Raw genomic sequence first — 25,463 nt, forward strand, 5'->3', positions numbered from 1 at the left:
GTCTCTCTCTCTCTCTCTCTCTCTCTCTCTCTCTGAATGATTTTGATGCAAAACGGCTTGCAACGACCGCCAGTTCTGAGATTTATCCAAAAAATTGATAGCAAACCACGATGGCAGCGACCACGCCGGCCAGCTCGGCCACCAGCGCGCAGGGCACGGCATGGCGCGCGCGCTGAATGCCCACGGCACCAAAGTACACGGCCAGCACGTAGAACGTGGTTTCGGTGCTGCCCTGAATCGTGGCTGCAGCCAGAGCTGCAAAACTGTCCACGCCCTGGCTTTGCATGGTCTCGATCAGCATGGCGCGCGCTGCGCTGCCGGAAAAGGGCTTGACCAGCGCCGTGGGCAGGGCATCGACAAAGCGGGCATCCATGCCCAGGACGTCCACCGTCCAGCGGATGGCCGACAGCGCATATTCCAGTGCCCCCGAGGCGCGAAACACACCCACGGCGCAAAGCATGGCGACCAGATAGGGCAGAAGGTTTCTGGCCACATCAAAGCCCTCCTTGGCCCCCTCGATAAAGCTGTCGTATACGGCCACCTTGCGCAATGCCCCCAGACCCACGAACAGCACGATCAGCGCAAATAGAGTGAGGTTACCCATGAGCGAGGAAAGCTGGGCCAGCGCCGCCGCGCTGAGCGTGGCCAGAAAGGCCATGAAGGCTGCCAGCGCCAGCCCCACGGGCAGCAGATAGGCCAGCACCACGGGACTGAACAGGGGCAGCCGCTGCACGAGTGCTACGCTGAACAGGCCCACCAGTGTGGAAGCGGACGTGGCCAGCAGAATCGGCAGGAAGACCAGCGTCGGATCGGCCGCACCCTGCTGCATGCGGTACATGAAGATGGTGACCGGCAGCAGCGTCAGTGACGAGGCATTGAGCACGAGAAACAGGATCTGCGCATTGGTCGCGGTGTCGGGCTTCGGGTTCAGCTCCTGCAGAGCGCGCATGGCCTTGAGGCCCATGGGCGTGGCCGCGTTGTCCAGCCCCAGCCCGTTGGCGGCAAAGTTCAGCGTGATCAGGCCCAGTGCGGGGTGACCGCGCGGTACCTCGGGCATGAGCTTGGCAAACAGCGGGCCCAGCATTTTTGCCAGCCATTCGACCACGCCCGCTTTTTCTGCAATGCGCAGAAAGCCCAGCCACAGCGTGAGCGTGCCAAACAACAGCACCATCACTTCGACGGACAGCCTGGCCATGGCAAACAGGGCCTGCACCATGGACGAGAACACATCTGCCTGACCGCCCAGTAGCCACTGCGCGAGCGCAGCTGCCGCTGCCACGAGAAAAAAACCGAGCCACAAGGCATTGAGCATATAAGCGCCTGTTTTGTACTGCAGCCGATTGTGGCGCGAAACCGGGGCAGCAATGGCACACTGTGGCACCTTGGTTGCCCGGGAGAGCATGACGGGCCCTCAGATGTTTTGAATCAGACAGGGACAGTGGACGGATGACAGCAAAGCAAGCTCTCTGGGAGCAGCCCTATGGCAAGGGGCTGGCTCTGTTGATGTGTCTGTTCGGTTTTCTTGGCCTGATGAGCGGATGGATGTTGCTGGAGGCCGATTTTTCAGACGGCTGGCGCAATGCCGCCAGGATCCAGTGGGCGCTGGTGCTGCAGGCCATGCTGGCGCTGAACTCGGCCATGTGCTTCACACTGGTGTGGCTGCTGTGGACGCGCAATCGCGCGGCTTTGCTGCTGGGCGTTCTGTACGTGGTGCTCGGCGTGGTCAGCCAGACTGGCATGTTCTGGTATGTCAGCAGGCTCGGCAGCCAGGTCGATATGCTGTCGCTGGGCCTGTGGCTGGGAGAGGCCATCTTCTGGTTCTGCATTGTGGGCTATCTCTACTGGCTCAGAAGCCGCGGCGTGCTGCGCTGATCCGAACTCAAGGCGTTGCCAGCACGCGCATCAATTGCCCATTGGATGAATCGGTGAGCAGGTACAGCAGGCCGTCCGGTCCCTGGCGCACATCGCGTACGCGCTGGCCCAGGCGCGGCAGCAGCACTTCGGTGGCGGTGACCTTGCCATCGGCAATCTGCAAGCGCTGCAGTTGCATGCCTTTGAGCGCACCCGTGATGAACGAGCCTTTCCAGGCCACGCCATAGCGCTCGCTGCTCAAATAGGCGAGTCCCGAAGTAGCGATGGACGGTACCCAGTAATGCAGGGGTTGTTCCATGCCCGTCTTTTCGGTGATGCCGGCACCGATCTTGCCGCCTCCATAGTTTTCGCCGTATGTGATGACGGGCCAGCCGTAATTCTTGCCCGGCTCGATGCGGTTGAGTTCATCGCCGCCCTGCGGGCCATGCTCTGTCATCCAGAGCTCGTCTCCTGGCCCCAGCGCCGCACCCTGGCTGTTGCGGTGGCCATAGCTCCAGATCTCGGCCAGCGCATCGGGCCTGCCCGCAAAGGGATTGTCGCCAGGCACGCTGCCATCCTTGTTGACGCGCACGATCTTGCCCAGATGGGTTTGCAGATTCTGGGCCTCCTGCAGGGCCTTGTAGCGCTCTCCGAGCGTCAGAAACAGCGAGCCGTCGGGTTTGCCGTTGACTTTGCGTTCCACGATGCGGCAGCCGAAGTGCAAGGCCGAATCGATCTTGGGACGCTGGCTGAACAGAATCTGCACGTTTTCCAGGGCGCTGGCGTCGGCCGAGAGCCGGGCTTTGGCCAGGGCCGTGCTGTTCTTGCCTCTGTCCGCACCTTGCCCCGGCTCCGAGAAGCAGAAATAGAGCTGGCGGTTGCTGGCAAAGTCGCTGTCCAGCACCAAGTCCAGCAGGCCGCCTTGCCCGGCGGCGGCGATGGCGGGAAGGCCTTTGAGAGGTGCGTTGAGCCTACCCCCGGCCTCCACGGTGCGCATGCGGCCGGGGCGCTCCGTGACCAGATAGCGTCCGTCCGGCAAAAAGGCCAGTGCCCAGGGGTGCTCCAGCCCCGTTGCCACGGTTTGCGTGCTCAGCTCGGCGGCCGCGAGGGTTTGCGAGCCGAGCAGGGCCAGCACACTGCAAGCGAGGGCGTGAATGGTGATGCGGTGCATTTTTTCCTCCTGGGTGGGCGGTCAACTGCTTGCTATTTGCCTGTATTTATGACCCGGACTTGATGCAGTTTGCCGACAAAAGATCGCGCGCAGGTGTATAAATCCGGCTTTTGCTCGCCGATGTTTTGGCGGGCGGCTTGCGTGTGCATAGCGCGGGTTTTGACAACATTCAACAAGGAACGCAGCCATGGGCGCGCAATGGAAAGCAAAGGGCAAGGCGCTGGTCGCCGATGCCAAGGGTAAGCTGTTTGGCAAGCTGGTCAAGGAAATCATGGTTGCAGCCCGTCTGGGCGGCGGCGACCCTGCTGCCAACTCGCGCCTGCGTATGGCGGTGGAAGCGGCCCGCAAGGCTTCCATGCCCAAGGACACGCTGGATCGCGCCATCAAGAAGGGCGCCGGCGTTGGTGCCGACGCCGTGAACTATTCCAGCGTGCTGTTTGAAGGCTATGCCCCTCATCGCGTGCCCGTGATGGTGGAATGTCTGACCGACAATCCCAATCGCACGGCTCCCAATATGCGTGTCTGCTTCCGCAAGGGCCAGATGAGCGCCGTGGCCTGGGATTTTGACCATGTGGGCATGATCGAAGGCGAGCCTGAAAACGGTGCCGACGTCGAAATGGCCGCCATCGAAGCCGGCGCGCAAGACTTCGAAGCTGGCGAAGAAGAAGGCACCACCCTGTTCATTACCGATATTGCCGATCTGGACGCAGTGAGCAAGGCTTTGCCCGCGCAAGGCATCAAGGTGCTGTCGGTCAAGCTGGGCTACAAGGCCAAGAACCCCATCAGCATGAGCAGCCTGTCTGCCGAGCAGCAGGAAGAAGTGCAGGAATTCCTGGCCGGTCTGGAAAACGACGACGATGTGCAGCATGTCTACGCAGGTCTGGTGGACTGAAGTCATCGCAGCACGGCAAAACGAGCGGCCCCGGGGTCGCTCTTTTTTTGCCCCGAGTCGACCCCAGCCAGCGGCCCGGCAGCCGCTTTCTATACTGCAAGCCTGCTGAACTGTCTTGTGGATCGACTTCATGGTTTTTTTACCTCGCATTCCCGCGCCTGTTTCCCTGACCGCTATGGCGGTGGCCTTGTTGCTGGCGGGCCCTGCGCCGCAGGCGGCCGAGCCTGAAAGGCTGACGGGGGTTGCGCGACAGGCGGACTCGCCTGCCGAACAGGATTCGCCTTTTTTCAGGCTGCGCCGTGCCGTAGTCGAGGCCGCGCAGGCCAAACGCTGGGACGATGCCATCGCCCAGGCGCGCAAGCTGCTGGACATGACGCTGCCACGCGGCAATCCTTACGAGCAGCTCGATGCATCGGGCTTGCTCTACGCCTTGCTCTATCAGCAAGGGCAGTACGCGCAGGCCGTGTTGCAGACCGACCAGATGATAGCTCTGGCCGCAGCCGACGGTTACGGCCCGGTCAGCGGTCAGATGCAGGCGCTGATACAGCGTGGTCTGACGGCCGCCATGATGGCTGGCGATCAGGGCGCACTGGCTCGTTATCTGCAGGCGCTCCAGCAGGAGTCCAAGGCCTTTGCTCCGCTGTGGCAGTGGAATACTGCAGACCAGCAACTGCACTACCAGGCCGCTCAGTTCAGCGTGCCGCTGGTGCAGGGGCGCTGGGTACTGGTCCAGCTGGAGCCGGCCAGGGATCGCAAAGAGGTCGCGAATCTGGAGTATGTCTACCTGAAGCCCGATGGCAGGCGCCTGCGGGTCCGCATGCGGCTCGGCTATGACGATGGTCTGAAAGACATGGACGCAGCAGCCAGGCAGAAGTCGTTGCAGCAGGAACGTGGCATTTTTGCCAGCGAGCAGACGCCAGAGCCTGGGCTGAGGCTGCCGGCCCTGCCGTTCGCCGATGCAGTGCAAAGCCAGCAGGCCAGCCGCGAGAAGAGAGAGGAGGGGAGGCCCGACATCCTGCATCTGGATTGGGGGCTGGTGCGCGGCAACTGGAAACTGAGCCTGCACGCCGAGCAAATGGACAGCGAGCGTGATAGCGCGCTGCTGCAGCTGCCCCAGCTGTGGCAGGCCATGCAATGGCCCAAAGCGCCCGAGCTGCCGCCAGAACTACCGCGCCAGGAGCGCGAGGTGAGTCATGCCTGGCGGGTCGATGAAGACTGGCCCAGGGCCGGGCAACTGGCCCGCGCGGCCCTGGCCGATGCCCAGTTCCCCGCCGAGCTGGCGCGCCTGAATACGGTGGCTGGCATCTCGGCCTTCAAGGCCGGTCAGCAAGCCGAGGCTGGCCGCTATCTGGATCGGGCTCTGCAGGCCTGGCCCTATGTCAGCTTGTTCAGGCTGGAGTCCGAGCTGGTGGACCAGGCTCAGCAATATGGGGCTGAGCTGGCGGCGCAGCAGGGCCGCGACGCCGATGCCGCTCGACTGATGCGCCAGTACCTGCGCAATGCGGGCGGGCTGCAGAACATCTGGGTGCAGGCCCAGGACCCACAGGTGGCCGACCTGGAAAATCGTCGCACCGGCATGGTGCTGCCCATGCGCGCAGCAGGCTTTCATCTGCAGGAGCCTAAGGATTCGCAGCGCATGATGTACCGCGATCTGATGACCGGGCAGCAACTGGGCTTGACCACTGGGCTGAAGATCCCCGAGTCCGACGAGGTGCAGGAAAAGCTGCTGCGCACCGCGCTGGAAAAGCAGTTCCGCTTGAAGGCGGGGAGCTTGAAGAAGCGCAACTTCACTGCACAGACGCGCTCCAGGGACCGACGGCCTGAAGGCCGTGAATGGACGTTTGAAGTGAGCCCGCAGGAGAGCAGGTCGGGCGCAGCTCCCGTCAAGCATGTCGTCTTCTGGATTGTCGACCAGGGCGAAAGCCGCGCCATCCTGCGCGCCTCGGTGGTGAGCTTGCGCGAGCAAACCCGGGCCGAGCAGCTGGCCCAGGCGCTGAGCTGGTAGCTCTTTAATTATCGATTCTTATTTGATAGCTGCTTCCGAAGGCTGGGCAAGGGATTGCTGCTGATTTCTATGAAATTCATCGGCAATCAGGGCTAGCCCCTGCCGGTAGCTGGTGACAGCAAACCCCGGAAATGCCTGCTTGAATTTGCTGGAGTCAAACAGATTGTCGTGGGCATAGCGGGGCAGTAGCTCTTGCAGCTCGGCCACGGGTTTGGAGATCAGGCCGGCTGCGCTCAGTGCCCAGCGGGGCAGCCTGTGATGGCGGCAAGAGCGGCCGAAGCTCTGGCTGGCCCAGTCGATCAGCTGCTTGTAGTTGGGGCGTGCATCGTCGCATGGCAGATGCCAGGTCTGCCCATAAGCATCGGGCGTGTTGCCCAGCAAGGCCAGAGCCCTGCTGGCATCGGGGGTCCAGATCAGGGTGCGCAGGCGGTCGTCTCGCACCGGGGCCAGCGGTGTCTTGCCGGCCTTGAGCCTGTCAATCACCAAGGTGTTGGTAATGCTCTGCGTCTGGGCCGGGCCGTAGAACTCGGGCGCCCGCGCTATCAGCACGGGAATCTCCCCGCGTGCCATCTCGGACAGCACCATCTCGGCCATGGCGGCGCGCACCCGGCCTTTGCGCCCCACGGGAGCGAATGCGGTCTGCTCGGTCTGCAGCTGCGCGTTCTGCGGATACATATAGGTGTTGTCGAAATAGACGAATGGGGTGCCTGCAGCGCGGCTGGCTGTCAGGGCGTTGTGCAGCATGCTTGGAAACTGCTGCTCCCAAAGCTGGGTATCGGGAGGCAGGCCTGCGGTGAAATACACCACGCTGCTGCCCTGAACGGCTCTGGCTGTTTGCTCGGCATCGAGCAGATCGGCGGCTTCGAGCAGATCCGTGTCATGTACCTTGCGCGGCCTGCGGCTCACCAGCTTGAGTTCATCGCTGTAGTTGCGCTTGAGTTCGCGCGCCAGCTCGGTGGCGATCTGCCCGTTGGCGCCCAATATGGTCTGCATTCCTGCTCCTTGATGGATAGCTTCACCAGCCTTGATGACTGGGAATGATGCAAGCGTAAGCTTGAAGCTTGGTTCAAGGTCAAGCGCAATTTGCGCAGGAATGACGGGTCCGCCCGCCCGGCCGGGAAGAGCACAGGCCTGGGCGAGGAATAGCGCTCAACACCAGCAGCTCCAATCAGGCAGTCATCGACTCACAGCTTTGCGCTCAGTTCAACTGCTGGATATGAACCAGTCGCAATGCCCTCTGGAATTCCTGAGCCATGGCAGAAAGTGCCTTGCCCCGTCGCGAGATCAAGCCGATGCTGCGAAGTACCTGCGGCTCTACCAATGGGATGCCGCAGAGATCGGTCCCGCTGATTGCATGCTGAGGGACTGCGCCCACGCCCACCCCGCGCCGAACCAGGCTTAGCAGGCTGGGGACATGTTGAACCTCGCATACCCAATGGGGTTGGGTGACGGTGTTTGACAGAGCCTGGTCGATGAGCAGTCGGTTCCTGCTGCCTTGTGCTTGAGTGACACAGTCTTGATGTGCCAGTTCACTCCAGCTGATGCTGCTGCGGGTGGCCAGAGGATGGTCTTTGCGGCAGGCCAGCACAAAAGACTCCGAAGCCAGTTCTTCGAAGTCGAGGTCAGGTTCGCTGGCTCCGAGATAGCCGATTCCGAAATCCACTTCCGAGCGCGCCACGGTCAGCAGGATGTCTGCAGCGGGTTGGTCCAGGATGCGCAGCCGAATGCGGGGGAACTGCTTCTTGATCTGATGGATGGCGCTCGCCACCACCGTATCCACGACAGAAGGGATGCAGGCAATGGTCACCAGACCGTGCAGCCGTTCGTTGAGTTCGGTCATCCCTATCAGCGAGGCCTCCAGTTCGGCCAGCACATGCTGGGCACGAGGCAGGAAAACACGTCCCATGGCATTGAGCTCCACTTTGCGAGTGGTGCGCTCCAGAAGCTTGAGCGACAGGGCTTGCTCCAGTTTTTCGACCCGTCTCGATAAGGCCGGTTGAGAGATGTGCAGCAACTCGGCTGCGCGCCTGAAACTGGCCAGCTCTGCCACAGCCACAAAGGCTTTGAGATCAGCAATGTCGAAATTCATTTGAAAAACGCATCAATGAGAAGATTTTTTGCAATTTACTGCATTAATTAAATCACTGATCATTTGCCCAGAACATAAGAAACGGAGACGAAATGCAAGGCTTGGGTGATTTCAGAAAAGCGTGGCTCGCCGCAGCCGCTGGATTGATGCTGGTGAACTCGGCAGCAGCTCAGGGAAAGTGGCCCGAGCGTCCCATCACGCTGGTTGTTCCTTTTGTGGCCGGTGGCGGTACAGACAGCATCGCACGTGACATTGCCAGCCAGTTGTCAAATCGCTTTGGCCAGCCAGTTGTCGTTGACAACAAGGGTGGGGCAGGTGGCTCCATAGGTGCGAACTTTGTGGCAAAAGCCAAGCCCGATGGCTACACGCTGCTGTTTGCGACATCCACTTTCGCGACGAACGCAGCCATTGATCCCAAGCTGCCCTACAAGCCGGAAAGTGACTTTGCTCCGGTGGCAATGATCGGTCGTGGGCCTCTGCTTCTGGTAACCAACAAGGCTTTGGGGGCGAAGTCGGTCGCGGATCTGCCAAAGATTGCCAAAACACGCGAAGGCGGCATCAATTACTGTTCAGCCGGCGCAGGCAGCATCAACCACCTGTCTGGCGAACTTTTCAGGCAGCAGGCGACGCTTCCAATGACGCATGTCCCCTTCAAAGGCAGCGGCCCTGCTGCGCTGGAACTGCTGGCAGGTCGTGTGGATGCATTCTTTGCCACGGTGCCGACCATTCTTCCGCACCTCAAGACCGGCAAGCTGGAGCTTCTGGCCGTCACCAGTGCTCAGCGCTCCAGCCTGTTTCCGCAGGTGCCCACCATGGCAGAAGCCGGAATCAAGGGCTATGACGTGACCACATGGTGGGGTGTGCTTGCACCCGCCGGGGTGTCACCAGAGATCGTGAATCAGCTCAATCAAGCCGTCAATGCAGCCGCCGCCGCTGAGCCAGTGCGCTCGCGTCTCAAGCATGAAGGCGCAACGCCTATTTCCCTGAGCCCGAAGGCCTTTGCCGCGGAACTTCACGATGAGCTGGGCAAGTGGAAAGCCGTGGCAAGCAAGCCTGGCATGGAGCTCTGAGCATGTTGCTATCCCACGACCCCTCAGGCCTGGTGTCGAGAAGACAGGTACTGGCTGCCATCTGTGCTGGCTCTGCAGCGGTGGCCGCGAGCATGGCAAGAGCGCAGCCAAGTTTTCCAGGACGTCCAGTCACTGTCGTCGTTCCGTATGCGCCAGGAGGACAGGGCGATGTATTCGCACGACTGATTTCCAACGATCTGGGCAAGGCACTTGGGCAATCCGTCATCGTTGACAACCGTCCTGGCGCCAGTGGAGCGCTGGGCACACGCATGGTGGTGCGCGCTCCTGCGGATGGACTGACATTGCTGCTGGGCCAGACCGGAGAAATCGCCATCAACGGTGCGGCCATGAAGAGCCCAGGCTATGACAGCCTGAAGGATTTGCAGGGCGTGGCCCTGGTTGGCGACTCTCCGCTGGTGCTGGCGGTTCCTGCCGGAGCACCATGGAAATCGCTGGACGACCTGATCGCCGCTGCCAAGGCAGCGCCAGGCGAGCTGGCATACGCTTCGTCCGGCACGGCAACACCGGGGCATCTGGCAGCAGCAGCCCTTGCAGAGGCCGCCAAAGTTCAGATGGTCCATATTCCCTACAAGGGGGCCGGCCAGGCGATCACCGACCTCATTGGAGCGCAGGTGCAGTTCTTCATGGCCAGCACGCCATCGATCCTGTCACATATCAAAGGCGGCAAGGTGCGCGCATTGGCGGTCACCGGTCTGGAGCCCATCGCAGCGCTGCCAGGCGTGCCCACGGTTGCAGAGAAATTTCCGGGCTTCGAATTCAGCCTCTGGGGTGGTTACTTCGCGCCCAGGCAGACGCCGGCGCCGGTGGTGCAACTGCTGTCGCAAAGAATCAACCAGATCGTGCAGCAGCCCGCGCTGAAGGCACGCTTCGAGGCAGAAGGCACTCTGGTCAAAAGCTATACGCCGCAGGAGGTTGATGCTTTTGTCCGCAAGGAAATCACCAAATACCGGCAACTGGTTCGAAGCACTTCCATATTGATTGATTAAGCGTTGAAAAAAGAGAGTTGAGTATGAAACTGGTTGTATTGCCCGGCGATGGAATCGGCCCGGAAACCATGGCCGCCACAGTGGAGGTGCTGGAGGCTGTATCTCATAAGTTTGATCTGAATCTGTCCCTGGACCACGATGTCGCCGGCCACGAGAGCCTGCGCAAATATGGTGCGACGGTCACGCCGGAACTGCTGGCCAAGGTAAAGGCTGCTGACGGCCTGATGCTCGGCCCCATGGCCACCTACGACTTCAAGGACGAAGCCAAGGGGGAGATCAACCCCTCCAAGTTCTTTCGCAAGGAGCTGGACTTGTTTGCCAACATCCGGCCGGCGCGAACCTGGGCTGGCGTGCCACACAAGGTGGATGATTTCGATCTGGTCGTGGTTCGTGAGAACACCGAAGGCTTCTACGCAGATCGCAACATTGCATCGGGCGGCAGCGAAATGCTGATCACGTCCGACGTGGTCGTCTCTCTTCGCCGGATCACCCGCGAATGCTGCGCACGCGTGGCGCGTTCGGCCTTCGAACTGGCCCAGCGCCGGCGCAAGCATGTCAGCATCGTCCACAAGGCCAATGTGCTCAAGTTGGGCGACGGCATGTTCATTGAAGAATGTCAGCGTGTCGCCAAGGATTTTCCAGAGGTCGAAGTCGATGAATTCATCGTCGACGCGATGATGGCCCATGTGGTGCGTGCGCCTCAACGCTTCGACGTCATCGTCACGACCAATATGTTCGGTGACATCCTCTCTGACCTGACGGCCGAGTTGTCCGGCAGTCTGGGCCTGGGAGGCTCCGTCAACGCTGGTCAGCAATACGCCATGGGACAAGCGGCTCATGGATCTGCGCCAGACATCGCAGGCCAGGACATCGCCAATCCGTTTTCGCTGATCTTGTCGGCCAGCCAGCTGCTGAACTGGTGCGGTCAGCGCAGCAATGACATGCGTTTTGTGCGGGCCAGCGAGGCCATCGTCACCTGTGCAGCCCAGGCTGTCGAGCATGGCGAGGCCACGCGCGATGTGGGCGGTCAGCTCGGTACGGCCGCTACAGGCCGCAAGCTGGCACAGCGTATCGCTTCGTTGACGCGGTGAAGCCATGCAAGGCGAAGTCATGGCGGTAGTTGACCGAAGTTCAAGGACGGGGGCAGAGCTCCCGGCTTTGCGCTGCGACACGCACACACATGTATTCGGGCCGCAGCAGCAATATTCCATGGATCCAATGCGGCACTACACACCGCATCAAGCATCGGTTCAGGCGCTGTGGCAACATTTGCAGGCCATCGGCATGCAGCGCGTGGTGCTGGTGCAGCCAAGCGTTTACGGGTTTGACAACCAGTGCCTGCTGGATGCCCTGGCCGAGCTCGGCGACCGTGCTCGTGGCGTGGCAGTAGCACCGCGCAAGGTCAGCGAGGCTCAGCTGCAGGTCTGGCATGAAGCAGGTGTGCGAGCAATCCGCGTGAACCTGCAAAGCTCGGGCAACGAAGACGTCGCCTCGGCTTGCAACGAACTCTCATACTGGAGCGAGCGCGTTTGCCATCTGGGCTGGAGTATCCAGCTATACATGGCTTACCCGGTGCTGCAAGCTGTGAGCACGCACCTGAGTCGGTTGCCGGGGTCTTTTGTCCTGGACCATTTCGCAATGGTGCCGTTCCCGGCAACAGCTTCTCAAGATGACGGATTGTTGCTTCGACTTGCTGAAAGTGGCCGGATATTTGTCAAGCTTTCCGCGCCTTATCGTCTGGCTGAAGCGCAATGGGCTTGCGCCTGGGCAAGGCATCTGGTGAGCCATGCTCCACAGGGAGTGCTGTGGGGCAGTGACTGGCCGCATACAGCCAGGGATGCTGACGTCTCCGCCTTGGAACCCAGCCAGTTCCGCACCGTGCCTACCCAGACCATCCAACAAGACCTATGTCGCTGGCTGAAGGATGAGGATGAGCAGCAACAGGTGCTGGTGAAAAATCCGGCGCGCCTGTTCGGCTGGGCTTCGGATTGAGTGCTCAATTGGGCTGGAAGTGTCCAGCAAACCGGGGAGCAACCGCTTGGCCGCTTCAAAGACAAAGCGGGGGAGTGTTTGCCAAGGGAGGAGGGCCGAGCGCGCCGCGGCACTTGTCCAAAACATGTCCAGCGCTACCGGTGAGATCCTACGAGGACATACACGCCCGGCATCTCAAGGCTGCCAATGGGCTCAGTCCCTTGGGCCCAAGTAGGCAGAGGCCATCAACCAGAGCCACTTGAGCTGCGGATCCCGCCAAACTTCAGTGCAGCGCGGTGCCCGAGGGGACGACGACACCGTACAAATCGGCAATGGTGGCCAGTGCGCTGTGGTGCAACTGCACTGCCTCCACCTCTGCCACGGCACTGCGCAAGGGGCGCGTGGCGCAGGCATCGGCCACGATGGTCGGTTGGTTGCCGCGTAGAAAGGCGCCCTCGGCCGTGAATGTCACGCACATATGGGTCATGAAGCCAATGATGATGAGTTGCTGGCGGCCTGCTGCGTCTACCAGCTCACCGAGATTGGTTCCCACAAAGCTGTTGGGGGCCTGCTTCACCACCACGGCTTCGCCAGTGATGGGGGCCACGCTGGCGTGAATCTGCCCGATGTCCTTCGTGATGTCGTAGGCAGAGCCCGCGCCGCCGTCATGCATCACATGAATGATCTTTGTTCCCGCTGCACGTGCGCGGGCAAGCAGGGCTGAGGCAGCTTCCAGCGCGGGCTTCCAGCCCGTGAGTTCCATCACGCCGCGCGTGTAGGTGTTCTGGTAGTCCACCAGCACCAAGGTAGCGTTGGCCAGGGTGGCAGGCGAGGCGTCGAGGGCGTTGAGTTCTCTCAGGGTCTTCGAGGGGGTCATGGTCCGGTTTTCTTATCAATGTTGAGCGATGAAGGAATGGTAGGAATGCAGGGCAATGTCTGCAATGTCATATAACATGCAGATTCAGACACTCTCTGCAGGCTGCACATGGAACGCCTCATCGTCATCGTTCTGTTCAACCAGGTGGATCTGCTGGACATGACCGGTCCCGCCGAAGTGTTCTCGCTACTCGAGCGCGAGATGGACCAGCCCACAGGCTATCGTGTAGTGCTGGCGGCTGAGACATTGGAGGCAGTGCAGACCTCTGCGGGTGTGCGCGTGCTGCCTGACATCACCTTTGCCCAGTTGGCGCGCAAGCGCATCGACACGCTGGTAGTGCCCGGTGCGGTGCAAAGGAATGCGGCGCGCGAACTGCGCGCCGTGGTCGACCCGCAGGTTGTGTCTTGGGTGAAGAAGCTGGCTGCCCGCACCCGACGCGTCACCTCCGTCTGCGTGGGCGCACATGTGCTCGCCGCGGCAGGGCTGCTGGATGGCAAGCGTGTCACCACGCACTGGTCCACCGCGCAGCAGCTGGCAGCAGAGTACCCAGCCGTTACCGTGGATGCCGAGCCGATCTTTATCCGCGAAGGCAATCTGTGGACGGGCGCGGGCCTGACAGCCTGTCTGGATCTGGCGTTGGCCCTGGTGGCTGACGACTTCGGCGAGGCAGCGGCACAGCGTGTGGCCCGGCAGCTCGTCATGTTCCTGAAGCGGCCCGGCGGGCAGAGCCAGTTCAGCGTAGCCATAGCCCAGCCCTCGACCACACGCCGCATGGACGCGCTACGCCACTACATAGCGCAGAACGTTGCTAGGCCCCTCACGCTGCCGCTCCTGGCCGAACGAATCCACGTCAGCGAGCGACAACTGGCCCGCCTGTTCAAGACCGAGTTGTGCACCACGCCTGCCGCGTACATAGAGTCCGTGCGCGTGGAGATGGCGCGCAACAGCCTTGAGACGTCTGATGAGTCTTTGGCGCGCATCGCCATCGCCTGCGGCCTGAGTACCACCGATACCCTGACTCGGGCGTTTCGCAGGCAACTGAACACCACACCTGCCGAATACCGCAGCCGATTTCGCACCCATGAATGAAGAGGCCGGCTGCAGAACTAGGCAACTCATGCGTAGCGACTGCTCAAACGGGCAGACCAGGATCACCAGTTCGCAGCTTGCAAGCGCTGCAGCCCAGATTGTCTTGCTCGCTTTGGTCCTCCAAACTTGCTGTTTGAAACGGACGGCGCAACTCAAAATTTCTGGGGTTACGCATCAGTAGGAAGGCGGTAATTCACTGAATCAAATATCTGTTTCTGACTGATAGGCGACCGTCTCAGAACGACCCTAAGCAGTCCCTCCTGAGTACGAAAAGGCCTTCGATTTGGCGACTGCTCGGCTTATCGAGGTGGGATGACGGCTGGACACCGCACCTGCAACTGCACAAAGGAACTGCCCGGATGTGTTCGTGGGTAGTTGAGAGGATCAATCACTTCACGGAGTCTCGTACAAATTGATTTCTGCGAAGCCTGAACCTGAACAGACGCGGCGTTGAACAGTCGTTGCACGCATAACGACACTTCAGAACGCTTCTCTTTTGTGCATCTGACGAACAAGGAAACTAGATCAAGCTGATCCGTGATGTCTGAGTATGTATCCAGCGCCACCACCGTGGAGTTGTCCTCATCAAACTCGAACACATAAAGATCGCCTTGGCCTGCGCGCATATTGTTTTCAAAGTATTTAATCACTAGAGGCAGCAAATCGATATTTGCCTCTAAAGCATCAAACAAGGCTTTGAGTTCGGGATGTTGGCAAACTGGAAGATCGTCGTCTTCCGGCCACACCGCGAGGTCCACCATTGAGACGCAAATTTCGAACTCGGTAGCAGGGACGAGCGTGTTCAAGGTGTTCAGCATGAAAAGGTTTGATTATCTTAAGCCAATGTGGCATGAGAATGCCCCATGGATTGAGCCACTTCAATGACTGCTACTGGCCGAACTCAGTCGGTCACGACCAGCAGACTGGTCAGCCGCTACCAGCACAGGCGGTCAATTCAACCGGAATACCTAGACCCCCTCAATTCCGCTCGTGGACTGCGAAAGCCGTTACGTACGGATGACAGCAGAAGGGCTGGAGCTGGTACAGCGCTGCCTGACAGAGATGGTTGTGCTAGATCTAGCATTTCGGAAAAAGTGTCATCGCTTAGGCACCAGCTATCAGTGCGCTGCCAGATGGCGACATCGTTGCGATCGATTGAGCCTTGATGAGGTCAACTGTGAACGCACGTTTGCCCGCTGGGATGAGCTCAGAGAGATAGGTGTAATCCATTTATCGCTAGGTCTTATCCGTTGCTAGCATGCTCCGAAGTCCAAGTAGGTGCAGATAAAAAATTAGCAGTGACGCACGAGGAGGCTACATGACTCAGGAGCGAGATATACCGAGCGCCGATGGTGAGCTGCTTGATCGTAGATGGCTGCTGCGGGCATTCGCAGGCGTCGGTGTTGCAGGTGTCTCGAGCTGCTGTTCTTTGAGGCCCTTCGCGACATCTCACATATCGGAGGCATTGCCGACAATCACTGCTACGCCGTTCAAGCCGACGGTTCGCAAGGCAGAAGGCGCTCCACAGTTGTGCATTGACGCTCACAGTCACTTCTTCAATGCTTCTGATGTTCCAGTCAAGGGGTATTTGGCGGGGGCGGTGGCTCACAGCATGATCGAACCTATCAGAAGTCTGCTACGAGCCTTAGCACCGTTTGCGGACCGGATGGCAGAACTAGCGCCCACGGCGGCAGAGGAATATGCAGAACTGATCACGGCCTTTGGCGCAACTGGAACGATCAAGAGCTCCAAGTCTCTTAACTTTTTGAGTCCTGCAAACATTGACGCAGACCAGTTGCGGCTATCCAAGGATTTCTACAAACTCGTTAGAGGTTCGGAGTTTGAGAAGCGCTACAACGCCATTAAGGCCGCACAAAGCTCTGATAACAAGAGCTTCCTGAACCCCTTCGAACGGAGTTCATTGAATGAGGCATCTCTTTTCATGGCCCTCAACCAAAGTGCTGGGCAAGGAAGCTCCAACGACAAATCAATGTCGACAGCACAAGTGAGAGCTCGCGAGGCAACGCCGTATGCAGATGGCATTCTTGCATTCGTTGGACACATGCTTTCCCCGCGATGGCGCAATTTACAGACGTATTCTCAGGCCTACAGCTCGGGGAAGGACGCATTTGGCATTGACTATGCGCTGGGTGCTCTTGTGGATTTCGATGGTTGGCTCGATTGCCCTCCAAGGTCCTCGCACGATGACCAAGTCAAGCTCCATCAGCTTCTGTGTAGCCTGTCTGGCGGCTACATGAAGCCTCTGGTGGCGTACAACCCTTGGAGCGATATTCGATCGAAGGGGGCATCGTTAGAGCGTGTTCGCGACGCTGTACAAAATCGCGGCTTCATAGGGGTGAAAATTTACCCTCCCAACGGGTTCAGAGCCATGGGTAACGTTGATCGACCAGGAGCTCCTTCAATTGGCCCTTCGTTCGAAGAGTTGGATAAGGTGCTGTTGAAGTTCTGGGAGACCTGCGCCGAACTTGAGGTCCCTGTGATGGCTCACACGAATGAGACCTGCGGTGTGGACGAGGACTTCGACAAGCTTGGCGGCCCTGATGGATGGGAAGCGCTGCTAAAGCGAACCTCTAATCCTCGAGTCAACTTTGCTCATTTTGGAGGCGACGACGAAGACAACGACTGGACGTCCAAGATGGCCCGCATGATGTCCTCGCCTGAGGGGCAGAATATGTACGGTGATATCGGCTATTGGAGCGATTTGCGCTGCCGTGATGAAAGCTCTTCATCTTGCAAGACCGCAAGAGATCGCTTAGCCGCCGCAGTCGCTACGCCTGGAGTCGGCAAGCGGATTCTCTACGGTACCGACTGGTTCATGATGTCCAAGGAGCGTGATTGGGCTAGATATCCCTTTGAAATGGCTAAAGCCACGAGAGGAATAGCTGGATTAAATCAGGATGATTTGTTTGGGAAGAATGCCGTCAGGTGCTTCTCTCGAGCGTTTAAAATCTGAATAACGCTTTGGGTTGCTGCCGGTCTCGTTGACGCCGATCTAAGCTTCTTGAGTTTGTTCGAGCTGTACGGGTCTGAGGTGCCCGAGCGTCGAATGGCGACGCGTCGGGTTGTATAAGCACTCGTTGTAATTGAACACGTTTGAGCGGGCCTAGTCTCGTTGCGAGCGCTGGTCTTAATTGACCATCATTCCGATACGCAATGACCGGCCTGCTTGTACTGACCACCGGCAATAAACGACCCAAAAGAGTCATCGGTTCGCTGGAAGAAATACCACTTTTTCAGATCTCTGCCACATTCGTGGGGCTTGAACCAATAATGGTTAGGTCACCTTCATAACAACCGAGGCTTATGGTGTCTCCACTCTGGTTCTTTGCACTCGCATTCTTTTTTGGATATTTGGCCTACGACGCATCTCAGTTCCGGCATTCGGTGAATCATCGAGTTTGGGCTGTCCCTCCCGCATCTGGCAGGGCCGTGGGTGCTGACCCCTTGTCAGTGCGAGAACAAGGGGCTGCCCGCTCCAACAAGTTCACTGGAGCTGAAGGCATTCCAGGATTGCACTGGGCCTTCTTGGTTATGGCCTTGGCATGTGCCGCTTCAGGCGCGTATTTTTTGATACTTGGTTGAAGCGGTCTCACTCGGAAAACCAGCGTCGACCTGAGCTCTAAGCCAGATTCAAACCATGACTTTTGACGATGGCCACAGGCCCCTTCTGGCCAGGAACGCAGGCTCTAGTCGACTCAGACCAGTCGCCAAGGTCAGTCGCTGATGTGAGTGGTGCTTAACACTGATCACTCTGAATTTAAAAATGAAAATATCTCTTCTTGCAATCTCAACGATTGCCTGCTGCAGCGTTGCGCAAGCTATGTCATTTTCAGAGGCTGTGCAAAAAATCCAGATTTTTGAGGTTGCTAGGCACAGCTCTGTGTACTGGGGGAAGCAAGGTGTATCTACTAAAAACGCCTATGACAACTGGGTGAAAACAAACAGCGGAAATCTTTTTTCTGGGGCGCTCAGAACGATTCAAACGGAGGCAGCTAAACATGCCACTACGGAAGACGATCAGATAGTAGCCAGTACGATCATCGTTAAAAAGATATCCGAGAGTGCGCAGGAGTACGTAGCAAAGAAAGGGATTGACTGTGCCAATTTCAGTTCAATCTTGCTGGAGTATTCGCACCTCTTGAAGTAATGACTAGTTAGATCGTTGCAAGCTACGGCTTCTACATGCAAAGCCTGCTGTTCTTGGGTGACTGCTTCTGGCCGAAAGAGACATACCAACTCAGTCTGGACAGGGCCCAGATCTGCCCTTTACTGAAACAGCGAAAATAGAGCGTAGATTGCCGTCAGAAACCAAGTGACTTTCTTCGCTGCTGCCGCGCTTTCGGACGTTATCGGGACCATTTCCACACGTCTCCACATCGCGACGTTAATGAGCAACGCGAGCACAGCCACGGCCGCGAGCCCGACAGGCATCGGGATGCTCAGCACAGCAGCAGCAACAGAGAGCCCAGCGACGGAGAGAAGCGTTCCCACCCAGATGCCATTTGATGTACTGGAGAGAGCGTGGCTTAAGGCTCCGCACTGCTCACATTTTGCTGGCCACCCTCGGGTTGACCATCGCTTTGCCATTTCCGAAATGCCCCGCACGTGGCAGGTGGGACAAAGCGTTTTCATCATGTTGAACGTCCGTTTCTGGCCGATCTGCGACTGTCGCCGACCAGCCCCTGAGCGGTCTTCTTGCATTTGCTACAAAGCCGCCGTTCATGCGCGGTTTTCAGGCAAGCCAGCACGCTTTGAAAGCTCTTCGATGAAACGATCACGCTCTTGTGGTGAAACCAACTGAAATGACCGGCCATAGACAATTTTGACGCGGCGTAGCGATAGCGCCGGTGCTGACAGAGGACTTGAACTCGTCTCGACCCTATGGATTTGCGTGTAAGGGATACGCTTCCTAATGACACCACATTGGATGAACAGGTGATCGCCCTTCAGGGTGTACCGGCATGGCACAGTCAGCGTCAGAACGATGACTAGACTCAAGATGCCGATGGCTGCAGCGGCGATGCTTCCCCCTGGCGATACACTGCGAAGGCTCCACGCTTGAACGAAGCACGACGCAATCGCAATCCCGACGAGTATCACCAGCCAAGCGTCGATGCGTGTCCGGAAAATGTGCTCGTTCTTGACTGTGCCACTTTCTGAAGAATTTGGTTGTTCTATTGTTTCCATGCTCACGAATCTATTGCTCTGCGGAGTATTTGCTTCTAACTGATTTTTACCGGAATGGCGTATGGCTGGTTGCGGCTGTCGCTGTTCAACCGATTGGAGCCGTTCTGTAAAACTTAGTACGGTTGTCCATTTTTTTGTTCAAAGGACCATTTTCCATCTGCATCCATAAGGGCAACCAAGTCGTCTTCTAGATAAATCACCGCATGACCGTCAATCCGGTTTCCAATTTCAATGTATGTGGCATCGGATTCAGAGAAATTTCGAAGGTGATACGCCTGACCGCCAGCCCTAAATCCAGCACGCATACCGGACTTAAATATGTGCTTCTGAGTACCTGTGTAGTGGGTAAATTCCCCTTCCAGTACGTAAATAAGATCGTCTTGCAGCGTGTGCTGGTGGTGAAGTGCAGAGATCGAGCCTGGGTGTATTGTCGTTAGTTTGACGCCAAAATGAGTGATTCCAAGTAAATATCCAATTGGCTGCTTATCACGTCCAGTCATTCTTTGTGCGAATATTTTCGGGTATTTCGAAGGCTTTGTCCTGAGTGGAACTGCGGCGGCCTCGATGAAATCCTGAGATTGATTCAATTCAGTTTCCTCCATGAGCACTCAGCGATTGACGAGATTCCAATTGACCAAAATGCCGTATCAGCTTTGACTGTGTCAATCGCCCATCAGTTGGCTGTCGCCAAAGGCCGCTACTGGCCAATCTGCGACTGTCTCGATACTACCTGCTCCCCAAAGAATACAGTCAAACCTGGCTCAAACTGATCCCATCGCAACGAACTCCCAGTGTGTGCTGGTCTGTGTGTGCCGGCGCGATGACTGCTCAGTGCCCCGGCAGCCCAAGGTGAATGCCATATTTGCGGCATCAAAAAGCGGCCTGCAATCCCCTTGCCCTTCATCTCTGCGGCTGTGCCCATCGTGTGGCTGGATTCAATTATTTTTTATTTTTAAGACTATTCTTATTTATTTTCTTGTTGGTAAGTTTGATCATATCGCTCTCCTGTTGATCAGCATTTTCTCTGTCGACGTTAATCATCCCGTAAGCAAGCTAGTTTTGCGGGCTGCGCGCCAAGAATGCTTCTGATCGACGGATTAATCGTTGGTGTTTTCAATTAATCGAAAGAGCGATATGCAATCTAAACTGCGCACTATATTGATCTGTATGGCGGGCGCCGGTCTTGGTGCCCAGGCTTATGCGGCCTCCACGAAGACCGGGGTGGTCAATATTACTGGCAAGGTCACTGATACCAGTTGTGTACTCGATTCCACGGCCACAACTGTCAGTGTGAAGCTGCCTCCTGTCGCTAAGGATTTGCTCTCTGCCGCGCAGAGCAAGACCGGTCGTGGTGGCTTTGCCTTGACGGTGAACGGCTGCTCCGACGGGGTGAAAGTCTCTGCTGCTTTCGTTCCAGACAGCAACGTCGATGCCCATGGCAACCTGAAAAACAGTGCTACCAATCCGGCTAGCAACGTACAGGTTCAGGTGCTCGATAAAGACCATCAGCCGATCAACATCAATACCGACAACGCCGACAGCCAGATGGCTCGTGGGGTGTCTGTAAGCGGCTCAACGCCAGTCACCCTGCAGTACTACGTGCAGTACTACTCGCAAGCGGGTGGCGCTGGCAACGGTGATGTAACAGCCACAGCGAACTACCAACTGACCTACGAGTAATCCGCTAAACCCGGGGCGCAAGTCCCGGGTAATCAAGAGAAACCAGCAATGTCCGTTTATTGGTTACGCGACGTGTTCAGCCGCGTACTGCTTTGCCTGTCCACCCTATCCGTCGCCCACGCCGGCGTATCGATCGATGGAACGCGAATCGTCTACCCCGCCAAGGAACGTGAAGTCACCGTCAAACTCACCAACAAGGGATCAGACCCCGTTTTGATGCAGATTTGGGTTGATCGCGGTGATACCCAAAGCAAACCGCAGGATGCAGACGCGCCCTTCCTGGCAACGCCACCCATCTTCAGGCTCGACCCGCTGAAAGGCCAGAGCGTGCGCCTGGCATTTACCGGCGAAACGCTGCCTCAGGATCGCGAGAGCCTGTTCTGGTTCAATGCGCTGGAGATCCCGCCGCTGCCGCAGGACTCCAGCGGGAACATGATGCAGATCGCTGTGCGGTCACGCCTGAAACTGTTCTATCGCCCGAGTGGCCTGTCGGGTGATCTGCCCAAGGCTATCGAGCAGGTGGTCTGGCAGGTACAGCGTCAAGGCGATGGCTATGTACTGCGTGGCGAAAATTCCAGCCCTTATCACCTGTCGTTCAGTGCGTTGTCGCTGGATCAGGGCGACCGTACCACGGATACCGGCGGCGGGATGATCATGCCGTTCAGCAGCCATGATTTCCCGCTGCCGGGCTACAGCGGTGGGATCGATGGGGGCAAGGTGCGTTTTCGCTGGATGAGCGACTTCGGTGCCGCCCCCGAGCGGACCGTCAGTCTGCACTGAGCCTCAAGGAGTTGGGGTGCGTCTGCTCATTTGTATATTTCGGCGTCGGTGCATGTTCATCGATGCTCGCTTGTCGCTACGTGACGCATTGCGGGCCGCTATCGTGAGTGCTGCTTTGACTGGAGGTATCAGTCAGGTGCTCGCGAAAACGGGAGCCCAGCAGGCGTCCTTCAATCCAGATTTTCTCCAGGGTCCAGCGAGCCACAGGGTGGATATCTCGCGTTTCGAACGCGGCAACCCGGTGGCGCCAGGTAACTATCAGCTGGATGTTTACGTGAATCAGAACGGGATCGGGCAGCAGGACGTCCTCGTGCAGGATGCTCAGGATGGCCGGGCATCACGCTACTGCTTCAAGCGCAATCAGCTGGCAAGCCTGGGACTGGATGCGGCGCGAGTGTCAGATGCAACGGAGCTGAATGCAGACTGTGTGGATGTCACTCAGCAACTGCCGGGTGCCCAAGCCGAGCTGGACCTGCCCACCCTGCGTCTGGATCTGACCATTCCGCAGGCATTTCTCAAGCTCCCCAGTCGCGGTTATGTCGATCCGCGTGCGTGGGATCGTGGCGTCACAGCCGGGTTTATCGACTACAACGCCAACGCCTATCGCAACGAGGGGCGCGGCCAGGAAAGTACCCAGCTCTACACCGGCCTCAATGTCGGACTGAACATCGGCGACTGGCGACTGCGCCACAACGGCAGTTACAGCCAAAGCAGTGGCAGCGGCCCAACGACCAGCCACTATGACGCGGTAAGCAGCTATGCGCAGCGGGACCTGACCGGCCTTAAGTCGCAGCTGACGCTGGGTGAGTACTACACGCCATCGGACCTCTTCGACAGTGTGCCGTACACCGGCGTACAACTGTCCTCGGATGATCGCATGCTGCCCGATTCGCAGCGCGGCTTCGCTCCAGCTATTCGCGGCACCGCCGAGAGCAACGCGCGGGTGACTGTACGTCAGGGCGGCACTGTGCTCTACGAAACCAGCGTAGCGCCTGGCCCTTTCGTCATCAACGATTTGTACAACACCGGCTACGCAGGCGACCTGAAAGTGACAGTGACCGAGGCCGATGGCCGCGTACGCAGCTTCACCGTGCCCTTCGCTTCGGTGGCCCAGTTGCTGCGACCGGGCACTTCACGCTACAGCATCACCGCTGGCAAGTACCGCGATGACGGGCTCAAGAACAAGCCACGCTTCGCCCAGGGCACTTACCAACGCGGCATCTCCAACAAGTGGACCGGCTACATCGGCGGCATCATCGCAGACCAATACCTGGCGGTGCAGGGCGGCATTGCGCTGAGTACATCGCTGGGAGCGTTCGCCTTTGATACCACCCACTCCCGTGCCTCGGGGTTGCAAGAGCGTGGTGGCTTGAGCAGTTCGGCAAGAGGCCTGGGTTCTCGCCTGAGTTACAGCAAGTTGCTGGAGAGCACGCGCACCAACTTCGCGGTGGCGGCGTATCGGTTCTCCAGCGAGGGTTACCTGAGCTTCGGCGATTTTGCCCGAGCCCGCGATCCCGGTGCTACGTCTGCACGTCGTCAGCGTAGCCGCTTCCAGCTGAACATCAATCAGCCCTTGGCCAAGGGCTACGGCAGCCTCTTTCTAAGCGGTTCCTTGCAAAGTTACTGGCAGGCTGGCCGGTCCAGTGACACGAGTTACCAGGCCGGCTACTCCAACAGTTATCGCTGGGGCAGCATGAGCTTGTCAGCCAGTCGCGTTGAGTCCAATCGCGGCAAGAAAATCACGCAGTACATGCTCACGCTGTCGTTTCCGCTGGGCCGCTCCAGCCGCGCCCCTTACCTGAGCAGCTCGAGCACCTATTCGGACAAGGGCGACCTGAATAGCCAACTGAACGTTTCCGGCGCGCTAGGCGAATTCAACCAGTTCAACTACGGCGTCTATGGTTCGCGCTCACGCGCAGATGGCAAAACCAGCAACTCGGGCGGCGGTAATGTGCAATACCGTGCGGCCAGCACCAATGTGTCTGGCAGCTACAGCGAGGGCGACGGCTATCGCCAGATAGGCCTGGGTTTGTCGGGCAGTGTGGTAGCGCATCCTCAGGGCATCACCTTCAGTCAGAGCCAGGGTGAAACGCGTGCCATCGTCGAAGCAAAGAACGCCAAGGGGGCACGGCTGCTCAACAACTACGGAGACCCATTGGGCGGTAGCGGTTACGGCGTAGTGGCCAGCCTGATGCCGTACCGGCAAAACGAAGTGGCGATCGACCCGAAGGGCATCGCCGACGATGTCGAGTTGCAACTCACTTCGCAGAGCGTTGCCCCGCGTTATGGCGCAGTGGTGATGCTGAGCTACCCAACCGTGACGGGCGAGCCCGTGTTGCTGACTCTGCACAACGAGCAGCGCCAAGCGCTGCCGTTGGGCGCAGAGGTGCTCGATGCGAAGGGCAACAGCTTGACGCTAGTGGGGCAAGGCAGTCGAGTCTTCTTCCGCGCCACCGAGCCACAGGGCCAACTGACTGTGCGTTGGGGTCAAAGCAGTGATCGCCAGTGCCTGGTGCGTTACAGCTTGCCATCGCTGGAGCACAAGCGCGAGTCACCTTTCATCAAGGCACAGGCGCTGTGCAGCAAACCATCCGGTGCGCCCCAGCCGCGTTCAGTTCACGAGGTGTCATCATGAGAATTTTTCTTCTACTCATTGCCCTGTTGTGGGGGCCTTCAGCGCTGGCGCAGGAGGGGTGTACTTTCGCGGGCAGTAGTCAAAAGGTGCAGGCTACGGTGGCCCTGCCATCAACCTTGAGCATCCCGCGTAACGCCCCCAACGGAACTCCGCTGTGGGACAGTGGCTGGAAGGGATTTTCTGGAGCCAACACTATCGATTGCAGTGCTGGCAGGGTCAGAGGCTCTCATGCTGGCGGCATCGGTGCGGCAGTTCCTGGTCATATCAGTAACGGCTTTTCCTCTGTATTCGCCACCAATGTGCCGGGCATCGGTGTTTCGGTGTTCTGGTGCAACCAGATGCTGGCCACTTGCAACCCCAACCCAGCCCTAATCACCCCGCTGCCTAGCCTGGCTTGGCCAGTGGAGGCAAGGAGGTACTTGTTGAATACCAACTGGCGAGTGCGCCTGATCAAGACCGATGACATTGATGTTTCTGCGGGAGTAGTCACTATTGGTGGGACTTCCGCAGTGAGTTACAACCATTTGGTTGTAACGACGCTCTCCCTCATCGGTAGCTCGCAAATCACCGGGCTAGGCTGCGAGGTGAATGCCGACAGCCGCTCTATCGACGTGCGCCTGCCGACTATCGCCAAGACTGATTTTGATGCCTCACCCATCCCACGGGCCAACGACAAGGCGAAAGCCTTCAATATCAACCTGCTCTGCGACAGTGGCGTGAAGGTCAGCTACCAGGTTGACGGCACGCAAACCTCCGCTGGCAGTAACGTTCTAGTCAATAGCAGTGGCAAGGATATGGCAAGCGGGGTGGGTGTCGCCCTTTTCAAGGGCGATCTGAGCAGCATCACTCAACTGCAGCTGGGCTCGAAATTTCTCCACACCACGACATCTTCCGGCAACACACCGGTCAAGATTCCGTTGACGGCACGTTATTTCCGTACTGCGGCAAGCCTTTCAGCGATGGGCTCGGGCCTCGTGTCGACTACCGCATTCTTCACCCTGTTCTACGAGTGATTTTTCTGCCAGTGCCGTGCGGTGAGTATTCGCATCAAGTCTGCCAGGCGTTCGCATAGAAAAATCACCACCGATTCGCTGCTCAACCCACCAGCGATTTGCATTCAATGCCGCCACTTATGCAG

22 protein-coding genes are annotated in these 25,463 nt (G+C 58.4%); 14 read left to right on the forward strand and 8 right to left on the reverse strand.

Annotation, left to right across the window (positions count from 1 at the left end):
* Window positions 1-82 precede the first annotated feature (82 nt).
* The gene (locus CTATCC11996_RS09600; protein ID WP_003075559.1) at window positions 83-1,312 is read right to left on the reverse strand and encodes a nucleoside recognition domain-containing protein; all 1,230 of its coding nucleotides are present in this window, start codon (window positions 1,310-1,312) and stop codon (window positions 83-85) included.
* 134 nt (window positions 1,313-1,446) lie between these two features.
* On the opposite strand from CTATCC11996_RS09600, the gene CTATCC11996_RS09605 reads away from it, so the two are divergent.
* On the forward strand, window positions 1,447-1,872 hold the full coding sequence (locus CTATCC11996_RS09605) for a hypothetical protein (protein ID WP_003075560.1): 426 nt from the start codon (window positions 1,447-1,449) through the stop codon (window positions 1,870-1,872).
* A gap of 7 nt (window positions 1,873-1,879) precedes the next feature.
* Here the strand turns inward: CTATCC11996_RS09605 and CTATCC11996_RS09610 are convergent, their stop codons facing one another.
* Window positions 1,880-3,022, reverse strand: coding sequence for a PQQ-dependent sugar dehydrogenase (locus tag CTATCC11996_RS09610; RefSeq protein ID WP_003075561.1), 1,143 nt, complete (start codon window positions 3,020-3,022; stop codon window positions 1,880-1,882).
* 187 nt (window positions 3,023-3,209) lie between these two features.
* Between CTATCC11996_RS09610 and CTATCC11996_RS09615 the strand changes: the two genes are divergently transcribed.
* Both CTATCC11996_RS09615 and CTATCC11996_RS09620 read left to right on the forward strand, forming a co-directional pair.
* Entirely contained in the window at window positions 3,210-3,914 is a 705-nt protein-coding gene (locus CTATCC11996_RS09615; RefSeq protein WP_003053809.1) for a YebC/PmpR family DNA-binding transcriptional regulator, read from the forward strand.
* A 130-nt stretch (window positions 3,915-4,044) separates the two neighbouring features.
* On the forward strand, window positions 4,045-5,919 hold the full coding sequence (locus CTATCC11996_RS09620; protein WP_236597820.1) for a hypothetical protein: 1,875 nt from the start codon (window positions 4,045-4,047) through the stop codon (window positions 5,917-5,919).
* An 18-nt stretch (window positions 5,920-5,937) separates the two neighbouring features.
* Here the strand turns inward: CTATCC11996_RS09620 and CTATCC11996_RS09625 are convergent, their stop codons facing one another.
* Window positions 5,938-6,912 (reverse strand): NAD-dependent epimerase/dehydratase family protein, encoded by a 975-nt coding sequence (locus CTATCC11996_RS09625; RefSeq protein WP_003075564.1) that lies wholly within the window; start codon window positions 6,910-6,912, stop codon window positions 5,938-5,940.
* Window positions 6,913-7,117: 205 nt separating this feature from the next.
* Window positions 7,118-8,008, reverse strand: coding sequence for a LysR family transcriptional regulator (locus CTATCC11996_RS09630; RefSeq protein WP_003075566.1), 891 nt, complete (start codon window positions 8,006-8,008; stop codon window positions 7,118-7,120).
* Window positions 8,009-8,100: 92 nt separating this feature from the next.
* Here CTATCC11996_RS09630 and CTATCC11996_RS09635 point away from each other — a divergent pair, with 92 nt between their 5' ends.
* Genes CTATCC11996_RS09635 through CTATCC11996_RS09650 form a run of 4 tightly spaced genes read left to right on the forward strand, consistent with a single transcriptional unit; the run spans window position 8,101 to window position 12,077 of the window.
* The gene (locus CTATCC11996_RS09635; RefSeq protein WP_003075567.1) at window positions 8,101-9,078 is read left to right on the forward strand and encodes a tripartite tricarboxylate transporter substrate binding protein; all 978 of its coding nucleotides are present in this window, start codon (window positions 8,101-8,103) and stop codon (window positions 9,076-9,078) included.
* A 2-nt stretch (window positions 9,079-9,080) separates the two neighbouring features.
* Entirely contained in the window at window positions 9,081-10,085 is a 1,005-nt protein-coding gene (locus CTATCC11996_RS09640) for a Bug family tripartite tricarboxylate transporter substrate binding protein (protein ID WP_034348760.1), read from the forward strand.
* A gap of 23 nt (window positions 10,086-10,108) precedes the next feature.
* Complete coding sequence (locus tag CTATCC11996_RS09645; protein WP_003075569.1) at window positions 10,109-11,176, forward strand: isocitrate/isopropylmalate dehydrogenase family protein; 1,068 nt, start codon at window positions 10,109-10,111, stop codon at window positions 11,174-11,176.
* Between the two features lie 4 nt (window positions 11,177-11,180).
* Window positions 11,181-12,077 carry an amidohydrolase family protein gene (locus CTATCC11996_RS09650; RefSeq protein ID WP_236597821.1) on the forward strand — a complete coding sequence of 299 codons (897 nt, stop codon included), beginning with the start codon at window positions 11,181-11,183 and terminating at the stop codon, window positions 12,075-12,077.
* Window positions 12,078-12,339: 262 nt separating this feature from the next.
* Here CTATCC11996_RS09650 and CTATCC11996_RS09655 read toward each other — a convergent pair whose 3' ends face one another.
* Complete coding sequence (locus CTATCC11996_RS09655) at window positions 12,340-12,933, reverse strand: isochorismatase family protein (protein WP_003075571.1); 594 nt, start codon at window positions 12,931-12,933, stop codon at window positions 12,340-12,342.
* 108 nt (window positions 12,934-13,041) lie between these two features.
* Between CTATCC11996_RS09655 and CTATCC11996_RS09660 the strand changes: the two genes are divergently transcribed.
* Complete coding sequence (locus CTATCC11996_RS09660; protein ID WP_003075572.1) at window positions 13,042-14,022, forward strand: GlxA family transcriptional regulator; 981 nt, start codon at window positions 13,042-13,044, stop codon at window positions 14,020-14,022.
* A 299-nt stretch (window positions 14,023-14,321) separates the two neighbouring features.
* Here the strand turns inward: CTATCC11996_RS09660 and CTATCC11996_RS09665 are convergent, their stop codons facing one another.
* A complete protein-coding gene (locus CTATCC11996_RS09665; RefSeq protein WP_003075573.1) occupies window positions 14,322-14,840 on the reverse strand; it encodes a hypothetical protein in 519 nt (172 codons plus the stop codon).
* Window positions 14,841-15,340: 500 nt separating this feature from the next.
* Here CTATCC11996_RS09665 and CTATCC11996_RS09670 point away from each other — a divergent pair, with 500 nt between their 5' ends.
* Together CTATCC11996_RS09670 and CTATCC11996_RS09675 are read left to right on the forward strand one after the other, a co-directional pair.
* On the forward strand, window positions 15,341-16,996 hold the full coding sequence (locus CTATCC11996_RS09670; RefSeq protein WP_042437535.1) for an amidohydrolase family protein: 1,656 nt from the start codon (window positions 15,341-15,343) through the stop codon (window positions 16,994-16,996).
* Window positions 16,997-17,806: 810 nt separating this feature from the next.
* On the forward strand, window positions 17,807-18,190 hold the full coding sequence (locus CTATCC11996_RS09675) for a hypothetical protein (protein WP_138983851.1): 384 nt from the start codon (window positions 17,807-17,809) through the stop codon (window positions 18,188-18,190).
* A 572-nt stretch (window positions 18,191-18,762) separates the two neighbouring features.
* Here the strand turns inward: CTATCC11996_RS09675 and CTATCC11996_RS24955 are convergent.
* Window positions 18,763-19,230, reverse strand: a complete 468-nt coding sequence (locus CTATCC11996_RS24955) for a PH domain-containing protein (RefSeq protein WP_080569853.1) — start codon at window positions 19,228-19,230, stop codon at window positions 18,763-18,765.
* A 113-nt stretch (window positions 19,231-19,343) separates the two neighbouring features.
* Window positions 19,344-19,817, reverse strand: coding sequence for a cupin domain-containing protein (locus CTATCC11996_RS09685; RefSeq protein ID WP_034348763.1), 474 nt, complete (start codon window positions 19,815-19,817; stop codon window positions 19,344-19,346).
* A 547-nt stretch (window positions 19,818-20,364) separates the two neighbouring features.
* Here CTATCC11996_RS09685 and CTATCC11996_RS09690 point away from each other — a divergent pair.
* The 4 genes from CTATCC11996_RS09690 to CTATCC11996_RS09705 are packed head-to-tail and all read left to right on the forward strand — an operon-like array spanning window position 20,365 to window position 25,338.
* Window positions 20,365-20,910 carry a fimbrial protein gene (locus CTATCC11996_RS09690; protein WP_003075581.1) on the forward strand — a complete coding sequence of 182 codons (546 nt, stop codon included), beginning with the start codon at window positions 20,365-20,367 and terminating at the stop codon, window positions 20,908-20,910.
* A 48-nt stretch (window positions 20,911-20,958) separates the two neighbouring features.
* Window positions 20,959-21,690, forward strand: a complete 732-nt coding sequence (locus CTATCC11996_RS09695) for a fimbrial biogenesis chaperone (protein ID WP_050878843.1) — start codon at window positions 20,959-20,961, stop codon at window positions 21,688-21,690.
* A gap of 52 nt (window positions 21,691-21,742) precedes the next feature.
* The gene (locus CTATCC11996_RS09700) at window positions 21,743-24,325 is read left to right on the forward strand and encodes a fimbria/pilus outer membrane usher protein (protein ID WP_080569854.1); all 2,583 of its coding nucleotides are present in this window, start codon (window positions 21,743-21,745) and stop codon (window positions 24,323-24,325) included.
* Window positions 24,322-25,338: a fimbrial protein gene (locus CTATCC11996_RS09705; RefSeq protein WP_003075587.1), complete on the forward strand. Its 1,017-nt coding sequence runs from the start codon at window positions 24,322-24,324 to the stop codon at window positions 25,336-25,338. The genes CTATCC11996_RS09700 and CTATCC11996_RS09705 overlap by 4 nt, the downstream gene beginning before the upstream one ends.
* The last annotated feature ends 125 nt before the right edge of the window (window positions 25,339-25,463 follow it).

The organism is Comamonas testosteroni ATCC 11996 (genome assembly GCF_000241525.1).
Taxonomy (GTDB): domain Bacteria; phylum Pseudomonadota; class Gammaproteobacteria; order Burkholderiales; family Burkholderiaceae_C; genus Comamonas; species Comamonas testosteroni.

Excerpts from the sequence above, each read along its gene's own strand:
- CTATCC11996_RS09620 (WP_236597820.1), top strand. The coding sequence starts at position 4,045 with ATGGTTTTTTTACCTCGCATTCCCGCGCCTGTTTCCCTGACCGCTATG.
- CTATCC11996_RS09645 (WP_003075569.1), top strand. The coding sequence starts at position 10,109 with ATGAAACTGGTTGTATTGCCCGGCGATGGAATCGGCCCGGAAACCATG.
- CTATCC11996_RS09625 (WP_003075564.1), bottom strand. The coding sequence starts at position 6,912 with ATGCAGACCATATTGGGCGCCAACGGGCAGATCGCCACCGAGCTGGCG.
- CTATCC11996_RS09630 (WP_003075566.1), bottom strand. The coding sequence starts at position 8,008 with ATGAATTTCGACATTGCTGATCTCAAAGCCTTTGTGGCTGTGGCAGAG.
- CTATCC11996_RS09615 (WP_003053809.1), top strand. The coding sequence starts at position 3,210 with ATGGGCGCGCAATGGAAAGCAAAGGGCAAGGCGCTGGTCGCCGATGCC.
- CTATCC11996_RS09700 (WP_080569854.1), top strand. The coding sequence starts at position 21,743 with ATGTTCATCGATGCTCGCTTGTCGCTACGTGACGCATTGCGGGCCGCT.
- CTATCC11996_RS09655 (WP_003075571.1), bottom strand. The coding sequence starts at position 12,933 with ATGACCCCCTCGAAGACCCTGAGAGAACTCAACGCCCTCGACGCCTCG.
- CTATCC11996_RS09670 (WP_042437535.1), top strand. The coding sequence starts at position 15,341 with ATGACTCAGGAGCGAGATATACCGAGCGCCGATGGTGAGCTGCTTGAT.
- CTATCC11996_RS09640 (WP_034348760.1), top strand. The coding sequence starts at position 9,081 with ATGTTGCTATCCCACGACCCCTCAGGCCTGGTGTCGAGAAGACAGGTA.
- CTATCC11996_RS09605 (WP_003075560.1), top strand. The coding sequence starts at position 1,447 with ATGACAGCAAAGCAAGCTCTCTGGGAGCAGCCCTATGGCAAGGGGCTG.
- CTATCC11996_RS09705 (WP_003075587.1), top strand. The coding sequence starts at position 24,322 with ATGAGAATTTTTCTTCTACTCATTGCCCTGTTGTGGGGGCCTTCAGCG.
- CTATCC11996_RS24955 (WP_080569853.1), bottom strand. The coding sequence starts at position 19,230 with ATGGAAACAATAGAACAACCAAATTCTTCAGAAAGTGGCACAGTCAAG.
- CTATCC11996_RS09650 (WP_236597821.1), top strand. The coding sequence starts at position 11,181 with ATGCAAGGCGAAGTCATGGCGGTAGTTGACCGAAGTTCAAGGACGGGG.
- CTATCC11996_RS09695 (WP_050878843.1), top strand. The coding sequence starts at position 20,959 with ATGTCCGTTTATTGGTTACGCGACGTGTTCAGCCGCGTACTGCTTTGC.
- CTATCC11996_RS09660 (WP_003075572.1), top strand. The coding sequence starts at position 13,042 with ATGGAACGCCTCATCGTCATCGTTCTGTTCAACCAGGTGGATCTGCTG.
- CTATCC11996_RS09600 (WP_003075559.1), bottom strand. The coding sequence starts at position 1,312 with ATGCTCAATGCCTTGTGGCTCGGTTTTTTTCTCGTGGCAGCGGCAGCT.
- CTATCC11996_RS09675 (WP_138983851.1), top strand. The coding sequence starts at position 17,807 with ATGAAAATATCTCTTCTTGCAATCTCAACGATTGCCTGCTGCAGCGTT.
- CTATCC11996_RS09690 (WP_003075581.1), top strand. The coding sequence starts at position 20,365 with ATGCAATCTAAACTGCGCACTATATTGATCTGTATGGCGGGCGCCGGT.
- CTATCC11996_RS09610 (WP_003075561.1), bottom strand. The coding sequence starts at position 3,022 with ATGCACCGCATCACCATTCACGCCCTCGCTTGCAGTGTGCTGGCCCTG.
- CTATCC11996_RS09665 (WP_003075573.1), bottom strand. The coding sequence starts at position 14,840 with ATGCTGAACACCTTGAACACGCTCGTCCCTGCTACCGAGTTCGAAATT.
- CTATCC11996_RS09635 (WP_003075567.1), top strand. The coding sequence starts at position 8,101 with ATGCAAGGCTTGGGTGATTTCAGAAAAGCGTGGCTCGCCGCAGCCGCT.